This is a genomic window from Coriobacteriia bacterium (assembly GCA_016649875.1).
GTDB lineage: Bacteria > Actinomycetota > Coriobacteriia > WRKU01 > JAENWW01 > JAENWW01.
In genome coordinates this window covers 1-17020 of sequence record JAENWW010000009.1, presented here as the reverse complement: position 1 = coordinate 17020, position 17020 = coordinate 1, and the positions used below count along the sequence as shown (strand labels likewise).

Sequence of the window (17020 nt, the reverse complement as noted above, 5' to 3'; positions counted from 1 at the left end):
AACGGTGATTGATGTTCTGAGATTTTGTCCGTCTGCTATAATGGTGGGCATTACGTAGCTTATTGATGCGCTTGGAAAAGTGCTTATTTTTGTTTGTTTGGGAGAAATCTATGTGCGGAATCGTTGGTTATGTCGGTTATCGACAGGCAAGTGATGTATTGTTGGCCGGCCTTGCCAGGCTTGAATACCGCGGTTATGATTCGGCGGGTCTTGCAATCATCGACAACGGTGTACTCGACGTGAGGCGCCGCGACGGAAAACTCATCAATCTCATCGAGGATATCGAGGCGGTTCCTCTCATCGGAACGGTCGGTATCGGACACACGCGCTGGGCGACGCACGGACGCCCCTGTGTTAAAAACGCGCACCCGCATTGTGATTGTACGGGGGACATCGCCGTCGTGCACAACGGCATCGTTGAAAACTATCAAGAGCTCCGCGATGAGCTGAAGTCGAGGGGGCACGAGTTCCTCTCTGAGACCGATACCGAGACCATCGCGCACCTCATCGAAGAATACTACGAGGGCGACCTCGTTTCGGCCGTCGCCAAAACACTGAAGCGCCTCGAAGGTGCTTTCGCAATAACCGTCGTCGACAACAACGAGCCCGACCGTATCGTCGCCGCCCGTAAGGACTCGCCTCTGATCATCGGAGCGGGTGTGGATGAGAACATCGTCGCCTCCGACATTCCGGCCGTGCTCGAATACACCCGTGAAGTGGTCGTCTTGCATGACTACGAGTTGGCGCTGGTGACGGCTGAGGATATAACCGTCTACGACCTCGACCTCAACGTGCTCGAAGCCGAAATGATACATGTGGAGTGGGATTTGGCGGCTGCGGAAAAAGGCGGATTCGCCGACTTCATGCTCAAGGAAATCAACGAGCAACCCCATGCGATTCGCGAGACGCTTCGCGGGCGTTACATGAACGGTCAGATCCAACTGTCCGAACTCGATATGTCCGCTGAAGAAATAAAGGCAATCGAGCGTGTCTTCATCATCGCGTGCGGCACGAGTTATAATGCCGGGCTCGTCGCCAAGACGCTCATCGAGCGGTGGACGCACATTCCCGTCCAAATCGAGTTTTCAAGCGAGTTTCGCTACGGTGAGGCGATTGTCGATGAACGCACGTTGGTGGTTGCCATCACGCAATCCGGCGAAACCGCCGATACGCTTGCCGGCCTGCGTGAGGCACGCTCCAAGGGAGCAAAGGGCATTTCGATCACCAATGTGGTCGGTTCCCGTGTCACGCGCGAATCTGACGGCGTCATCTATACGCATGCCGGACCTGAAATCGGCGTAGCGGCGACAAAGACGTTCACCGCGCAAATCGTCGCGCTCACCGTTCTCGGTCTCAAGCTCGCCCAGACGAAAGAGACGCTCTCCTCCGCAGAAATCGCAGGGGTGATCGCCGAACTCAACACCATGCCCGATGTCGTTCAAGAAATTCTCGACGGGCAAAGTGACATTCAAGAATGCGCTTCGGAGTTCGTCGGCGTGTCGAGTTCCCTTTTCTTGGGCCGCGGAGTCGGTGTCGCAATCGCCATGGAGGGCGCGCTCAAATTAAAAGAAATCAGCTATATCCATGCCGAAGCATACGCTTCCGGTGAGATGAAGCACGGTCCCATAGCTTTGATAACGAACGAAGTTCCCGTCGTGGCGGTCGCCGTCGATAGTCCGACCTATGAAAAAGTCATCAGCAACATCGAAGAAGTCCGTGCGCGCGATGCACGCGTCATCCTTGTTGCGACGCAGGGAAATACCGAGGCGCAACGACATGCGGACCATGTTCTCTATGTGCCGGAGACCAGCGAGTTCATGTCTGCAATCGCCTCGACCATTCCACTACAGTTGCTCGCCTATTACATTGCAAAGATGCGCGGATGCAACGTCGATCAGCCGCGCAACCTCGCAAAATCAGTGACGGTGGAATAGACGGTGCCGGAATTCATCGCCGGGTTGGGCGTCGATATAGTAGAGATTGATCGCATGGCGGCTGCGCTTAAACGGACACCGCGCATCAAGATGCGTGTATTCACCGAAGATGAGCGATGGTACTGTGAGCATAAGGCGAAACCCGAGATTCATTATGCTCTCAGGTTTGCGGCCAAAGAAGCGGTTTGGAAGGCGCTTGGTACGGGTTTCAGTGGCATGAAATTTTGCGACGTCGAAATCGCCCGCGATGAAAAAGGGCGACCGATACCGGTGCTTACGGGGCGTGCGCGAGAGCTCGCCTGCGCAGTCGGTGTCATAGAGATGCATCTTTCGCTGTCATTCACCCATTCGACTGCAATTGCCAGCGCGGTGGCTCTCACGGAGGCGTCGCGTCCCAAGAAGGAAGAAAAGTTCGATCCTCGGCGAGAAATCGCCCGGAGCTTCAAGGAGCTTCGTTCGATGCTCGACGATGAACTCAACGAGCAGGCTTCTGATTCCGAGTCCTGCCAAGAGGAACTATAAGTTAAGAGGTACCGCACATGTATCGGTTACTGACAATACCGCAAGTAAGAGAGCTTGAACGCCGAGCGGTGGAAGAGCAGGGGTTTACCGAGAAACGGCTTATGAAAGCCGCCGGATCGGCATTGGCGAACCTGTGCCAGGCGGAAATCGCATCGCGCATCGAAGAGGGTTGGGACGGTGCGCGCCCCATGGTCGCGGTATTCGTCGGGCCGGGCAACAACGGGGGCGACGGTTGGGTTGCGGCCCGTTTCCTCATGCAGGCCGGGCTCGGAGTTCTCGTCCTTTCCACCGTCGATCCCAACGAGTTGCACGGTGTCGCCGGAGAAGTCGCATTCGAAGCAACGTCCAACGGCGTCCACTGGGAGCTCATTCCGGAAAATCCGGTTGTGGAAAATATCCTTTACTCGGTTAAGGGATGTATTTATTTAGTCGATTGTCTTCTCGGAATCGGTGCGAAATTGCCGCTGCGCGAAGACATGGCGATTATCACCTCGGCGCTTAACGCGGCTCCGATTCCCGTTATTTCGGCCGATGTACCGACCGGCGTCGACGCCGATACCGGCGAGGCGGATGAACATGCCGTTTTCGCTGCGAAAACCATCACGTTTCTGAGTGCCAAACGCGGCCTTGCGGCCTTTCCGGGATATCTTCACACAGGAGACGTATCGGTCGCCTCGCTCGGTCTCGACATGAGCGCCGGACTCGATTTCATCGGTGCGCCGGAATTGATTCCCGACGAGGAGATCGCGGCTTTCATACCGTTTCCCTCGGTTGACGCAAACAAGTTTACGCGGGGCCGCCTGCTGATCGTCGCCGGGAGTAGGCGATATGTCGGTGCCGCGGTGTTGGCGGCGACGACCGCCACACGTGCGGGTGCAGGCTACGTCACGCTCGCCGTTCCCGAATCGATCGTTGCGATACTTCAGACGCATCTCATCACCGTGCCCATCGTCGGTCTTCCCGAAACGCGCGAAGGTACGGTGGCCGGTCGAGCCGTTTCGCTTTTGTACGACCTGATGCAGAAGGCGGACGCGATGCTTGTCGGCCCCGGTCTGGGAAGGCATGAGAAAACCGATGAGGTCATACGTGCTCTGGTGGACACGGCACCGTGCGCCGTCGTCATCGATGCCGACGGTCTGGGCGCATTCGTCGGTCATACCGAACTCATTACTTCGAGCGAGGGTTCTTTGGTGCTCACGCCGCATGCCGGTGAGCTTGCGCGACTGCTCGAAGAGGATGCCGATGACATCACCGCCAATCCCCTCGACTATGTGAAACGGCTTGTCGGAGAGCGGCGCACGGTCGTTCTCAAAGGACCGAACACGACTATTTCGTGTGCGCGTCGCACCTCGATAGACATGTTCGCACCACCGGTTTTGGCAACGGCAGGCACCGGCGACGTGCTGGCCGGCTTGATCGCCGCGCTCATCGCTCAGAGAGTCGACCCCTATTCGGCCGCATGCCTCGCGGTTCGCATTCACGGGCGCTCCGGAGTGATCGCCATGGAAGAACTCACGCCGATGTGCGTCGCTGCTTACGACATCATCGACTTCATACCGCTTGCAGTGAAGAGCTTGTTATCATCACAGGAAAGGCAGCAAAATGACTGACAGAAGAGGGGCATGGGCAGAAATCGATCTCGGGGCGCTCGACTACAACGTGCGTGAGTTCAAGAAGCTGCTTTCGCCGAGAACGAGGATGATGGCGGTCGTCAAAGCCGATGCCTACGGACACGGCGCGGTCGAGTGCGCTTTCGCGGCGTTCGTCGCAGGTGTCGATCGTTTCGGTGTGGCAACCGTCGATGAGGCGATCGCCCTTCGCGAAGGAGGCATCGAGGCTCCCATACAACTTCTCTCCGAACCTCCTGCGACCGCAATCTCCGATTTGCTGCATTACAACATCATCCCCGCCGTCACAAGCGAGGTGTTCCTCGGCGAGCTTTCAAGCGCGGCGACACTGCGCGGAGGCGAAGTGCTCTATCACCTCGTGGTGGACACGGGAATGAACCGCATCGGTTTTCGCCCCGACGACGTGGCGCGCGTGGCGAACACCGCTCACGTGTTGCCTCACATCAAGCTCGAAGGTGTATTCACCCACTTTGCGACCGCCGATGTCGAGGGCGACTGGGATGTCCAAAAACAACTCACGGCATTTACCCGTGCCATCGATTCGATCCGCAGCAACGACATCGACCCCGGTATTGTGCACTGCGCGAATACGCCGGCAACGATTCTTCTTCCCGAGACGCACTTCGATATGGTGCGTATCGGCATCGGCCTCTACGGATTGCATCCTTGCGAGGCGACCAAAGGCAAAATCGATCTCGAGCCCGTCATGACCGTTAAGGCACGTGCTTCTCTCGTCAAGTCGATTGCGCTGGGCGAAGGCGTGAGCTATGGTTTGACGTGGCATGCGTTCGAACGTGCCGACATCGCCACATTGCCACTCGGCTACGCAGACGGTGTTCCCCGCATCGCCTCGAACAGTCTCGAATGCCTCGTGCGCGGTAAGCGGGTACCTCAGGTGGGGCGTGTGTGCATGGATCAGTTCATGTGTGAAGTCGATCCCGACGAGCACATAGCAGCCGGCGAGGAGTTCGTTTTCATCGGTCGACAGGGCGACGAGCGCATTTTGATGGATGAGGTCGCGCAAAAATCAGATACCATCAATTATGAAATCGCCTGTGCGCTCGGTAATATGCGACTTGAACGCATATACGTTTAAAATAGTGAAAAAGTAGAGAAAAGCTCTTGTCGAAAAGTTCGTTTGAGGAGTTTGCATGCAGTTCGAAGATGTGCTCGATGCTCGTAAAAGCGTTCGCAACTTCAGCGCTCGTCCCGTGGAAGACAGCGAGATAAAAAAGATATTGCGCGCCGGAATTTCTGCACCGAGCGCCGGTAACATCCAACCTTGGCGCTTCACGGTAGTGAAGTCGAAAGTTGCCCGTGAGCGCCTCATCGATTCGCTCGGACAGCGCTGGGCGGCCGCCGCGCCCGTTGTTATCGTGGTTTCGCTCGATCCGCGTCCGAGTGCCGCACGTTACGGCGATCGCGGCTTGGCGCTCTATGCGGTCCAGGATTGCGCTGCCGCCGCGGAAAATATGTTGTTGACCGCCATCAACCTCGGCCTTGCCGGGTGCTGGATCGGCGCTTTCGACGAGAGCGCGGTTGCCACCGCCATCGGACTCAAGAAACCCATCACCCCGGTGACCATCATACCGATCGGATACAGCGCGCAGGGCTCAGGCAAGCAGGCGAGGCGACCTCTCGAAGATGTTTCCTCATGGATTTAGCGTGCACACGCTGCGATCTGTGCGCCACGCGCACGCAAGTGGTGGTCGGTAAAGGCGATGCACACGCCCGTGTGATGTTGATCGGCGAGGCACCCGGCAAAAACGAAGACCTCGGCGGTGCCCCTTTCATCGGTGCGGCCGGGCATGTGCTCGACGAGTTCCTCGAGGCGGCCGGCCTTGTGCGTGATGAAATCTACATCACGAACGTCGTCAAGTGCAGGCCTCCGAAAAATCGTAATCCTCTGCCGGAGGAAATCGATGCGTGCCACGATAATTTGATGGAACAGATCGCATCGATTCGCCCCGACATCATCGTTGCGCTCGGCACGTTTGCCTCACGACAGATGGTGGGCATCGACGCGCCCATCACCGCCATGCAAGAACAGATATACAAACGCTCGAATGCCGGTGTCGCCTGTGTGGTGTTACCGGTGTACCATCCGGCGGCGACGATTTACAATCGAAGTTTGAAGGGCGTGTTCATGCAAAGCGCACTGACGCTGAAAGAACTCATGAAAGACCCGTTGCAAGAGTGAACACCGGCAAGCTCGTTAAAAAAGGATGGACATGACCGCCTCGTTTAGCATACGAACCACCTCGCAAGAAAACACCGCCCTCGTAGGCGGTGCGCTCGCTCGTGTCTGCGAGCCGGGTGATTGCATCGTTTTGACGGGAGACCTCGGCGCCGGCAAAACTCATTTCGCACAAGGATTCGCACGCGAACTCGGAATCACCGGTGCGGTATCGAGCCCGACGTTCAATCTCGTCCTCGAGTACGAACAGGGGAGAATCCCTTTCTATCATTTCGACTTGTATCGTCTCGAAACGGGCGATCAGCTCGAGGATATCGATTTTTATCAGTTGGTCGAAAGCGACGGTGTCTCTCTCGTGGAGTGGGGCGATAAATTCGAGGAGGCCATCGAGGCCGCAGATGCAGTCATTGCCCTCGAAGTCATCGGTGAGAGCGATCGCATGCTGAGCATACGCTCCCTGACTGCTCGCGGTGACACCCTCGTCGCGGCGTTTGAATCCGAGGTGTCCCGTGGGTAAAGTTCTCCTTTCATTCGATACGGCCGGCGATTTTTTGTCCGTCGGAATCGCGCGCTACACCGGTGAACCGCTGAACGCGCATCCGTTTGATATTTTGTCGTCGGAATCGTTTCCCGCTCCTCGGCGCGCGAACATCATGCTCCTTTCGAAAATCGATGAGGCACTTGCGGAGCTCGATCTCGATCGCGGGGACATCGCGGCGGTTGTGGTCGGGCGCGGACCGGGCTCGTTTACCGGCGTGCGAATCGGTGTCGCTACGGCGAAAGGCATCGCCCGTGGGCTGGGCGTTCCTCTTTACGGAGTGTCGACCACAGATGCCATCGCGCAGCGTATTGCCGCCTCGGGCCATGAAGGTTGGGCGTTTATCGCCGCCGATGCCATGCGTAAAGAAATCTATCCCGCGCTCGCCTACATCGAGGCGGGTGCGGTGTCGCGCGTGCGTAGAGATTATGTGGGAAAGCCGGAGGCTGTCCTTCCCGATGCCATTGATGAATACCGGCGCTCGAGCGCAGGCGGTACGTTGCTTGTCGCCGGCAACGGCCTTTTGAAACACCGGGATTCAATCACCTCCGCTTTTGAGACGGCCGGGATCGATTACGAAATGGCGGATGAATCACTCGGTATGGTCGACGGGGCGGGGTTGATTGCCGCCTATGTCGCCGCGGCAAACGGTAGATCGCCCGAACCGTTCGTGGATACGGGTCGTCCCGGCGATGTGTTTCCCATCTACACGCGCATGTCCGATGCCGAAGAAATCGAACGTGTGAAAAAAATCGCCGCTGGAGACAGCGTTCCGGCCTATGAGAAAGCCAGCGACCGCTCCGGTGTGGGAATACTTGTCGGAGGCGATTCGCTCGACGCGCCCGCAGGCGACCGAGCTCTCGATTCCGCGTTTCCGGTCGCGCTCCGCTCATTGGTCCCCTCAGATATCGAGGCCATGGTCGCCATCGAGGAGGCGCTCGAGCATCCCGAATGGACACGCGGTTTGATCGAAGCCGAATTCGAGCTCATCAATCGTATCTGGGTCGGCGCTTTCCTCCAAGGCGAGCTCGTGGGATTTGCCGGGTTTGCCGACTTGGCAGGAGACGTCCACGTGCTCGATGTCGTGACGGCACCGACCGCCCGCCGTAAGGGAGTCGCGCGAAAGCTCATTCTCACCGGTATGCAGCGCGCGCTCGAATGGCGTACGAACAAAATCACACTTGAAGTTCGTGTTTCAAACGATTCTGCCATAAAACTCTATGAATCGCTCGGTTTCGTGCAGGCCGGAGTGAGACCTTCGTATTATTCCGATAATCATGAAGATGCCCTTATCATGTGGGGCGAGATGGTCACAGACGAAATCGCGCAAACATGGTGGAGTTCCGTATCGAGGCAGGAGCGTGCGGAAAGCGGTGCGCGAATTTTGGCGCTCGAGTCTTCGTGCGATGAAACGGCCGCCGCCGTCGTCGAAGAGAATACGGTCATGTCCAACGTCATTGCAAGCCAAATCGATTTTCATGCCCGTTTCGGAGGCGTGGTCCCCGAAATTGCGAGCCGTAAGCATATCGAGGCCGTGACAGGCGTCATCGACGAGGCTCTCGCCGCGACGAGCGCATCGGCATTCAGCATGCCTCTTTCGGCGCTCGACGCGCTTGCCGTCACCGATTCTCCCGGTCTCGTGGGGGCGCTCGTGGTGGGGCTGGCGTTCATGAAGGGCTTGAGCTTCGGATGCGCGAAACCGCTCTACGGCATCAATCACCTCGAGGGTCATATCTATGCGAACATACTCGCTCATCCCGAGATAGAGACTCCTTTCGTGGCGCTCCTCGTCAGCGGGGGGCATACCTCGTTGATTCACAGTTCGGAGCCCGGTTTTTATCGCACACTCGGAGAAACACTCGACGATGCGACCGGTGAGGCGTTCGATAAAGTCGCCAAGGCGCTCGGATTGTCCTATCCCGGAGGACCGATTATTTCCGCCCTCGCCGAAACCGGTAATCCTCGTGCGATTGCATTTCCGCGCGCGATGATGAAAAGTGGCGACTACGCCTTCTCACTTTCGGGACTCAAAACCGCCGTCATAACCCATATCCACAAAGCGCAGGAAACCGGCGAGGAGCTCGCCGCGAACGACATCGCCGCGTCGTTCCAGCAGGCAGTTATCGACGTGCAGGTGTCGAAATCGGTGAGAGCCGTCCAAGAAACCGGCGCGAAGTGGTTTTTGCTCGCCGGCGGAGTGGCGGCCAATAAGGCGCTGCGCGAGGGATTAGCACAGGCTATGGAGCGTCTCGACGTGAAGGTGAGCGTTCCTCCCTTCGTGTACTGCACGGACAACGCGGCGATGATCGCCCGTGCCGCAGCCGCGCGTGTTTTTCACGACGCGCCTCTGGACTTTACGGCCGATGCCTCCGCCCGGGCATCGCTCGACTTTCCGAAAATCTAAGTGTCCTCCACTCACATGTGTGAAAAAAATATGGTGTATTTCAAATTATATATTGCTTTGCTCCGGCACTGTACTATCATTGCTTTTAGCACTCATGCTGTGTGAGTGCTAAAAAGTTTTCATCGTGCGTGAAGTGGGGAGAAAATCCGGTGAGCGTGCGATGAGAATGTCGAGTTTGTAAAAGTCAAAAAGGAGGAAACGATACTATGAATCTCAAGCCACTCGGCGATCGTTTGATCGTGAAGCAAGCAGAGGCGGAGGCGCAGACCAAGTCGGGTATCATCTTGGCTGAAACTGCAAAAGAGAAGCCGCAAAAGGCAACGGTGTTAGCTGTCGGCGAGGGTCGCTTCAACGATGCCGGCGAGCGCGTTCCCATGGGAATCGAAGTCGGTGATGTCGTTTTGTACAGTAAGTACGGCGGAACTGAAATCAAGCATGAGGATGAAACATATCTCATCCTTTCCGCAAATGATGTTCTTGCAATAATCGAAGGCTAAACGAAAGGTCGCGTTCACCATGGCTAAAGAAATCAAGTTCAATGAAGATGCGCGCAAGGGTCTTGCCGCCGGTGTCTCCAAATTGGCTGCCGCCGTCAAAGTGACGCTCGGACCGAAAGGTCGCTACGTCGTTCTCGAGAAGAAGTTCGGCGCTCCCACCATCACTAACGACGGTGTCACCATCGCCAAAGAAATCGATCTCGAAGATCCTCTTGAGAATATGGGCGCTCAGCTCGTCAAAGAAGTCGCAATCAAGACTAACGACGTTGCCGGAGACGGTACCACCACGGCGACTCTTCTGGCCGATGTCATCGTCCACGAGGGTCTGCGCAACGTTACCGCAGGCACCAATCCGCTTGCGATTCGTCGCGGAATCGAAGCTGCTGTCGAGCATGTCGTCGAGACCGTCAAGAAGAACTCCAAAAAAGTCGGCGGCAAAGATGATATTGCACACGTCGGTACCATTTCTGCCGGGGACTCAAGCATCGGTGAAAAAATCGCCGAGGCGATGGATATCGTCGGTAAAGACGGCGTCATCACCGTCGAGGAGTCTCAGACATTCGGTATCGACATCGAGACCGTCGAAGGTATGCAGTTCGACAAAGGATACCTCTCACCGTATTTCGCAACCGATACCGAGCGCATGGAAGCGGTGCTCCACGATCCTCTCGTGCTGATCGCCAACCAAAAGATCGCCTCGATTCAAGAGGTTTTGCCTCTTCTCGAGAAGGTTATGCAAGCCGGTAAGCAACTCCTCATCATCGCTGAAGATGTCGAGGGCGAGGCTCTCGCGACGTTGATCGTCAACCGCCTCCGCGGAACGTTTACCGTCGTAGCCGTCAAGGCTCCCGGTTTCGGCGATCGTCGTAAGCAACAGCTCGAGGATATCGCAATCGTCACCGGCGGTCAGGTCATTTCCGAGGAAATCGGCCTCACGCTCGAGACGGCGGAGCTTTCGATGCTCGGTCGCGCAAAAACCATCAAGGTCACCAAGGAAAACACCACGATCATCGACGGTGCCGGTAAGAAAGCTGCCATCGAAGGTCGTGTGAAGCAGATTCATCAGAACATTGAGAACTCGGATTCCGATTTCGATCGCGAAAAGCTCCAAGAGCGTCTCGCAAAGCTCTCAGGCGGTGTCGCCGTCATCAAGGTCGGCGCGGCTACCGAAACCGAACTCAAAGAGAAGAAGCTTCGCGTCGAGGATGCGTTGATGGCCACGCGTGCGGCCGTCGAAGAGGGTATCATCGCCGGCGGTGGCGTCGCGCTCGTCGATGCGCTCGACGGACTCGATAAAATCACCGGACTCAGTGCAGACGAACTCGTCGGTGTCGATATCATCCGTCGCGCTTTGGCTGCTCCGATGAAGGCGATTGCTGACAACGCCGGCTTCGAAGGGTCTGTCGTCGTCGAGAAGGTTCGTTCGATGAAAGTCGGCGAAGGTCTCAACGCTGCAGACGGTAAATACGGCGATATGCTCAAGATGGGCGTCATCGATCCGGTTAAAGTGACTCGTACCGCGCTTCAAAACGCGGCATCGATTGCAAGCCTCATCCTTACCACCGAGGCGACTGTCTCAGACATCCCCGTTGCGAACGCAGGCGGCGGCATGCCCGACATGGGCGGCATGGGTGGCATGGGCGGTATGATGTAAGGAAAACCGCCGAGCCCTTTTTCGGGCTTTGCAGGTATAGTCTCGAAAAGAACCCCGGACAATGCGTTCGGGGTTCTTCTTTGTCTACCGTTGTGATATTCGTGCGGCTTCAGCCGATGAGCTGTTTGTAGTAGGAGAGGATCACATCTGCTGTGTTTGCAAACGAATAGTTTTTAATGCGCTCGCTCGCTCCGGCCGCAAGGCGGTCGCGGAGCCCCACGGTGTTTATGATGGTGTCCATTTCGATTGCGAGAAGCGATGGCGTCGGTGTTTTTGCAAGCAATCCCGAACGGCCCTGTTCCACGGTATCGGAGATACCCGGCGAGCTGACCGCGACTATCGGGAGGCCGGCCGCCATCGCTTCAAGCACGACAAGGGGATGGACCTCTGAAACCGAGCCGGTGACGAAAGCATCGGCCAGATGGGCGTAAGACGGTAAGAGATCGTAAGGTTGCATGCCGGTGAAAATCAAACGGTCGCCGAGCTCGTGTCGGGCGGCCATCGCTTTCGCTTTTTCAAGCTCCGGCCCGGCGCCGACCACTACCATTCTTGCGTTGTCGTTGTTCGCCGCCGTCTCGAAGAACTCGGAAAACAGGTAATCGGTATTTTTTTCGGGTGCGACACGGCCGAGATAGATGAAAACGAAATCATCCTCACTCAAGCCGAGATCCTTTCGCGTGAGAACTGTGGCGGGGTCGGCGAATTTTGCGATGTCGATTCCGTTGGGAACGGTCACGACGTGATCGCAACCGATGAAAGTTCTCAGCCACCCTTCGATGGACTTGGAAGGTGCCACGACACATCCGCAATCGTCCAGGAATTTTTTCAAGAACAGTTTGAGCGTGCCGTAGCGCGGACCTTGCGGTACCAGCGAAGCATAGGCATCCGAATACAGGTCGTAGCGGGTATGGTTGGTGAACACGAGGGGAATGTCGGCTTTTTTCGCGATGGAGGCGGCGAGGCGTCCCGACTGGAACGGATGATGTGCATGGATGACGTCCATGGTTTTCAGAAGTTCTTTGGATTCAAGCGAATAATAGGGAGCGAAATTCCATCCGGTGTCTCCCCATGAGACGGCGGGGGTGCGGTAGACGTTCGGCTCCGAGTCGACGTGGTCTCGGTCCCCGAACGTGAACACGAATACCTCATGGCCAAGGTCTTCGAAGTGTTTTTTGTAAAGACGTATGTGGTTTGTCACTCCGCTTACATGGGGAGTGTACATATCGGAGCACATGCCGATGCGCATTCGAACCTCTTTGTCGGTAGATGAATCCTTTGTGTATACTATACTGTTTAAGCATACGTTTCTTATGCGAAGCGTGTTGTTTTCGTAATCAATACATAACACTTAAGGAGTTTTGCTGTGGCATTATCTATCGGTATCGTCGGATTGCCCAACGTGGGAAAGTCCACGCTGTTCACCGCGTTGACTAAAAATCAGGTGGAGGCCGCGAACTATCCGTTCGCTACCATCGAGCCCAACGTCGGGGTGGTTCCCGTGCCCGATGCGCGTATCGCAAAACTCGCCGAAATGGTAAACCCCAAGCGCATCATGCCTGCCGCCGTCGAGTTCGTCGATATCGCAGGGCTCGTCAAGGGCGCGAGCGAAGGCGCCGGACTCGGCAACCAGTTCCTCGCAAATATTCGCGAGACCGATGCAATCGTGGAAGTCGTGCGCTATTTCACCGATGAAAACGTCATCCATGTCGACGGCAAGGTCAACCCCGCTTCCGATGTTGAGACCATCAAGATCGAGTTGATCCTCGCCGATATCGGCACCATGGAAAAGACGGTTTCGCGCCTCGAAAAAGAAGCGAAAAAGGATAAGACATCGGGACCCAAGGCGGAGCTCGCCCGTCGTGTGCTCACTCATCTCGAGGAGGGGCACCGCGCCTGCAGTCTCGAACTGACGGAGGATGAGCGAGAAATCATTCGCGAATTCCACCTCCTCACCAGTAAGCCGATGCTCTATGTGGCCAATGTCGACGAAGATCAGGTCAATGTCGATCTCGGACTCGTCGACGGAATCAAGCCGATTCCCATTTGCGCGAAAGTCGAATACGACCTTTCCGAGCTCGATGAAGCCGAGGCGGCCGAATATCTCTCCGAACTCGGTCTCAAGGAGCCGGGGCTCCATGCCCTCAGCCGTGAGGCGTACCGTCTACTGGGACTTCAAAGCTATTTCACCGCCGGTGAAATCGAGGTGCGCGCGTGGACGGTTCCCGTCGGCGCCAAGGCTCCGCAAGCCGCCGGTGTCATCCACACCGACTTCGAGCGCGGGTTCATCAAGGCCGAAATCATTTCGTACGCAGACTATGTGGAGTACGGTGGAGAAAAAGGCGCACGCGATGTCGGTAGGTTGCGTCTCGAGGGAAAAGACTACGTCATGCAAGACGGCGATGTCGTTCACTTCAAATTCAACGTCTGATATGTGACAGTATGCGCAATTGACACGACACATATCCATTTGCACGGTATAATCGAGGCGTGGTGTTTCACCGCGACGGTTATAAGGGATTAATGCCACGATGTCGGATGATTCGAATTGGGGGAAGATGAAGATGGGACTGGATGAGACTGAGAATGAGACTATCGAAGTAGCTTCTGGCGGGGATATTTCGGAAGAAGAATTGCGCGAACTGGCGCAACCGAAACTCAGAGAAAACAAGATACTTTTCGCGCTCGTGACTGCTCTTGCGGTAGTCGCATTGCTCTGCCTGTTGGGGTTCATCTATTACCTGACTCATCACGTCACTGCGCCGCAGGAGACGACCCCGGGCGTTTCATCGACAAAGCGCATCGATGTGGTCAAAGTGACTGATGGCGTCTATGAAAACGGTTATCTCGAAGTCGCGGGTTCAAACGGAAATTTCGCCGATTCGGCTTCCTCGAAAGCGGGAAGTTCCGCGAGTATCGGAAGCTCGGGCACTTCTGTTGAATCCGAGGCGGACGTGGCGGCTCGACTCGCGACCTATTCATCGGGATCGACGTCGTCTTCCTCCGGAGGTATCGTGGGCATCGATGAGGATATCGCGAAGGCGAGCCTGAAGAAAAAAGGCTATGTGGTTTCATCTGTCTATGTGTGTGATTCCGCCGCGCTTCAAGGGACATCGGCCAAGCCGAAGTCCGGCCTCGTTTTGTCCGATCAAACCTATCTCGGACGCACGGAGGGCGAAAAATTCGCATTCCCCAACATCGCAACCAGTGCTTCGTACAGTTCCGCTCAAACCGTGCCGAATCTCATCGGCAAACAGTGGAGAAGCGCACGTTCGACGCTTAATGGTCGGGGGCTCAATATCAAGTATCTGTACGAGCAGAATTCGCCGAGTGCCTACGGCACGGTCGTATTCCAAGCACCTGCCGCCGGAACGTCGATTCCACGCGGATGCTCGGTTATCTTAGTGCTGGCCGACTAAATAAACGGGCTCCATCGGCTTTCGAGAAGAACGGTAAGCAACTTGACGAACACCATTGATTATCATGGAGACCAGCCCACCGTACTCGTGCTCGATTTCGGGGCCCAATACGCCCAGCTTATCGCACGTCGCGTGCGTGAGGCGCGTGTCTACTCGGAAATCGTCGCGAGCGATATAACCGCCGCCGAGGTTGCCGCGCGCAAACCCGCGGCGCTCATTTTGTCGGGCGGCCCGGCCAGCGTATACGCCGAGGGCGCTCCCCACATGGATGAGAAGATTTTCGAGCTCGGGATTCCCGTGCTCGGTTTTTGTTACGGCATTCAAGAGATGGCGCGCGGTCTGGGTGGAACGATTCCGCATACCGACATCGGTGAGTACGGGTTCGCCGAGCTTGAGCTGGCACCTGCGGCAAGCGGTAGCCGGCTTTTGGCCGGAGTGCCTGCCACAAGTCAGGTGTGGATGAGCCACCGCGACTCGGTGGGTACCGTGCCGCAAGGTTTCACCATCACCGGTTCGACCGACACGACGCACGTGGCCGTCATGGAGTGCGCGCAGCGCGGGCTGTTCGCAACGCAGTTCCATCCCGAGGTGGCGCATACCGCGTTCGGGCAGCGCATCATCGAGAATTTCCTCCACGATATCGCGCAGATTCCGCCGACGTGGACTATGGTTAGTGTCATCGACGAAACCATCGCGCGCGTTCGCGAGCAGGTGGGCGATGCGCGCGTCATCTGTGGTCTTTCCGGCGGCGTGGACAGCTCGGTGGTTGCGGCGCTGCTCCATCGCGCCATCGGCGACCAGCTGACCTGCGTGTTCGTGGATCATGGCATGCTGCGTAAAAACGAGGCGGCCGATGTCGTCGAGGTGTTCGAGAAGCAGTTCAAAGTCGATCTCGTGCATGTCGATGCCAAGGATCGCTATCTTTCGCTGCTGGCCGGCGTGACCGAGCCCGAGCTCAAGCGCCGCATAATCGGCGAGGAGTTCTGGAAAGTCTTTTTCGACGAGGCGACCAAACTCGATGGCGTGAAGTGGCTCGCCCAAGGAACGCTCTATCCCGATGTCATCGAGTCCGGCTCGAAGACCGCGGCTAAAATCAAGAGCCACCATAACCTGATCCCGTTTCCCGACGGCGTCCATTTCGATTTGATCGAGCCGCTCAAAGCGCTCTTCAAAGACGAGGTCCGCGCCGTGGGTAGCGAGCTCGGTCTGCCCGACCATATCGTGCACCGCCAGCCGTTCCCCGGACCGGGATTGGCCGTGCGTATCATCGGCGACATCACCGAAGAAAAACTTGAGATTTTGCGCAACGCCGATGCTATCGTGCGCGAGGAAATCGGCGCATGGGATACCGAGCGTAGCGTGTGGCAATACTTCGCGGTGCTGCCCGACATCCGGTCGGTCGGAGTCATGGGCGACGAGCGCACATATGCGCGCCCCATCATCATCCGCGCCGTGTCATCGGCAGATGCCATGACGGCGGACTGGGCGAGGCTGCCCCACGAGCTGCTCGCCAAGATGAGCAACCGTCTGATCAACGAGGTCGCCGGTGTTAACCGCGTGGCCTACGACATCACCAGCAAGCCTCCCGGAACGATTGAGTGGGAGTGACGTCCACCTCCTATATGGTTTTAGTATCCGTTTGCACCTCTTAGCATCCAGTAGCACGGAGTCCCTGCAAGCCATCTGGAACAAGAAGAATAATCGCAGTAACTCATAAGAAGATCAGTACAATCCGATATTCGCCAGTCGGTCATCGGGAAGATTTTGCAGCAGCCGTATTGCCAGCGAGCGGTCTCGTTCGTTGGATTCAGCAAGCGTTTGCTCATCGCTATCCATATCGGCAAGAAACGCGAAGCCAAAACGGACGGTATCGCAAAGCTCGCTTGTAGATGGCGCCGGAACCGTCAGCGCACCGATGTCTTCAAGGTCGAATTCGTTCTTGTCTCGAACGCGCAACCAATGTTCTGCGTCAAACGTTGATCCTTCGTGACCTGGGCTCCAAGCCATCGAACCTGCGTGCATACCATTCGTATCCACCCATATCTTGAGCACGGCAAGGCGACGAATCAGAGCAAGGTCGAGTGATTTCGAAATTGCGGGCGTATTCGCAATCCATGCCAGGTCATACATGTCACGGGCGGTGGTGGTACGGTTAAGGCGAGCGATTTTTTCGGCAATGTTCTCTTCAAGACGAACGGTTTTTATCTGGGGAAGCACGCTGCCGTATTGG

General features: G+C 56.7%; 15 protein-coding genes. 13 read left to right on the top strand and 2 right to left on the bottom strand.

The features are described from left to right. Positions 1-110 precede the first annotated feature (110 nt). The 10 genes from glmS to groL all read left to right on the top strand — a co-directional run bounded on the left by glmS (position 111) and on the right by groL (position 11374). The gene (gene glmS / locus JJE36_04645; protein ID MBK5211585.1) at positions 111-1934 is read left to right on the top strand and encodes a glutamine--fructose-6-phosphate transaminase (isomerizing); all 1824 of its coding nucleotides are present in this window, start codon (positions 111-113) and stop codon (positions 1932-1934) included. A gap of 54 nt (positions 1935-1988) precedes the next feature. Next, on the top strand, positions 1989-2456 hold the full coding sequence (locus JJE36_04640; GenBank protein ID MBK5211584.1) for a holo-ACP synthase: 468 nt from the start codon (positions 1989-1991) through the stop codon (positions 2454-2456). A 17-nt stretch (positions 2457-2473) separates the two neighbouring features. Next, positions 2474-4066: an NAD(P)H-hydrate dehydratase gene (locus JJE36_04635; GenBank protein ID MBK5211583.1), complete on the top strand. Its 1593-nt coding sequence runs from the start codon at positions 2474-2476 to the stop codon at positions 4064-4066. Next, positions 4059-5180 carry an alanine racemase gene (gene alr, locus JJE36_04630; protein MBK5211582.1) on the top strand — a complete coding sequence of 374 codons (1122 nt, stop codon included), beginning with the start codon at positions 4059-4061 and terminating at the stop codon, positions 5178-5180. Before JJE36_04635 ends, alr begins: the two co-directional genes overlap by 8 nt. Positions 5181-5235: 55 nt before the next feature. After that, positions 5236-5748: a nitroreductase family protein gene (locus tag JJE36_04625; GenBank protein MBK5211581.1), complete on the top strand. Its 513-nt coding sequence runs from the start codon at positions 5236-5238 to the stop codon at positions 5746-5748. Next, positions 5739-6284: a uracil-DNA glycosylase gene (locus tag JJE36_04620; protein MBK5211580.1), complete on the top strand. Its 546-nt coding sequence runs from the start codon at positions 5739-5741 to the stop codon at positions 6282-6284. Before JJE36_04625 ends, JJE36_04620 begins: the two co-directional genes overlap by 10 nt. A gap of 31 nt (positions 6285-6315) precedes the next feature. Beyond that, a complete protein-coding gene (gene tsaE, locus JJE36_04615) occupies positions 6316-6798 on the top strand; it encodes a tRNA (adenosine(37)-N6)-threonylcarbamoyltransferase complex ATPase subunit type 1 TsaE (protein MBK5211579.1) in 483 nt (160 codons plus the stop codon). Next, complete coding sequence (gene tsaD / locus JJE36_04610) at positions 6791-9223, top strand: tRNA (adenosine(37)-N6)-threonylcarbamoyltransferase complex transferase subunit TsaD (protein MBK5211578.1); 2433 nt, start codon at positions 6791-6793, stop codon at positions 9221-9223. Before tsaE ends, tsaD begins: the two co-directional genes overlap by 8 nt. Positions 9224-9429: 206 nt before the next feature. Continuing rightward, positions 9430-9720, top strand: a complete 291-nt coding sequence (gene groES / locus JJE36_04605; GenBank protein MBK5211577.1) for a co-chaperone GroES — start codon at positions 9430-9432, stop codon at positions 9718-9720. Between the two features lie 19 nt (positions 9721-9739). Next, positions 9740-11374 carry a chaperonin GroEL gene (gene groL, locus JJE36_04600; GenBank protein ID MBK5211576.1) on the top strand — a complete coding sequence of 545 codons (1635 nt, stop codon included), beginning with the start codon at positions 9740-9742 and terminating at the stop codon, positions 11372-11374. 109 nt (positions 11375-11483) lie between these two features. Here groL and JJE36_04595 read toward each other — a convergent pair whose 3' ends face one another. Continuing rightward, on the bottom strand, positions 11484-12620 hold the full coding sequence (locus JJE36_04595; protein MBK5211575.1) for a glycosyltransferase: 1137 nt from the start codon (positions 12618-12620) through the stop codon (positions 11484-11486). Between the two features lie 117 nt (positions 12621-12737). Here JJE36_04595 and ychF point away from each other — a divergent pair, with 117 nt between their 5' ends. The 3 genes from ychF (at position 12738) to guaA (ending at position 16398) form a co-directional block, all read left to right on the top strand. Continuing rightward, complete coding sequence (gene ychF, locus JJE36_04590) at positions 12738-13802, top strand: redox-regulated ATPase YchF (GenBank protein MBK5211574.1); 1065 nt, start codon at positions 12738-12740, stop codon at positions 13800-13802. Between the two features lie 100 nt (positions 13803-13902). Beyond that, positions 13903-14790: a PASTA domain-containing protein gene (locus JJE36_04585; protein MBK5211573.1), complete on the top strand. Its 888-nt coding sequence runs from the start codon at positions 13903-13905 to the stop codon at positions 14788-14790. A gap of 54 nt (positions 14791-14844) precedes the next feature. After that, positions 14845-16398, top strand: coding sequence for a glutamine-hydrolyzing GMP synthase (guaA, locus tag JJE36_04580; GenBank protein MBK5211572.1), 1554 nt, complete (start codon positions 14845-14847; stop codon positions 16396-16398). A gap of 114 nt (positions 16399-16512) precedes the next feature. Here guaA and JJE36_04575 read toward each other — a convergent pair. Next, a partial coding sequence (locus JJE36_04575; GenBank protein ID MBK5211571.1) for a nucleotidyl transferase AbiEii/AbiGii toxin family protein occupies positions 16513-17020 on the bottom strand: 508 nt, incomplete at its 5' end.

Excerpts from the sequence above, each read along its gene's own strand:
- groL (MBK5211576.1), top strand. The coding sequence starts at position 9,740 with ATGGCTAAAGAAATCAAGTTCAATGAAGATGCGCGCAAGGGTCTTGCC.
- JJE36_04620 (MBK5211580.1), top strand. The coding sequence starts at position 5,739 with ATGGATTTAGCGTGCACACGCTGCGATCTGTGCGCCACGCGCACGCAA.
- glmS (MBK5211585.1), top strand. The coding sequence starts at position 111 with ATGTGCGGAATCGTTGGTTATGTCGGTTATCGACAGGCAAGTGATGTA.
- JJE36_04625 (MBK5211581.1), top strand. The coding sequence starts at position 5,236 with ATGCAGTTCGAAGATGTGCTCGATGCTCGTAAAAGCGTTCGCAACTTC.
- alr (MBK5211582.1), top strand. The coding sequence starts at position 4,059 with ATGACTGACAGAAGAGGGGCATGGGCAGAAATCGATCTCGGGGCGCTC.
- JJE36_04595 (MBK5211575.1), bottom strand. The coding sequence starts at position 12,620 with ATGCGCATCGGCATGTGCTCCGATATGTACACTCCCCATGTAAGCGGA.
- groES (MBK5211577.1), top strand. The coding sequence starts at position 9,430 with ATGAATCTCAAGCCACTCGGCGATCGTTTGATCGTGAAGCAAGCAGAG.
- JJE36_04640 (MBK5211584.1), top strand. The coding sequence starts at position 1,989 with ATGGCGGCTGCGCTTAAACGGACACCGCGCATCAAGATGCGTGTATTC.
- JJE36_04635 (MBK5211583.1), top strand. The coding sequence starts at position 2,474 with ATGTATCGGTTACTGACAATACCGCAAGTAAGAGAGCTTGAACGCCGA.
- tsaE (MBK5211579.1), top strand. The coding sequence starts at position 6,316 with ATGACCGCCTCGTTTAGCATACGAACCACCTCGCAAGAAAACACCGCC.
- JJE36_04585 (MBK5211573.1), top strand. The coding sequence starts at position 13,903 with ATGTCGGATGATTCGAATTGGGGGAAGATGAAGATGGGACTGGATGAG.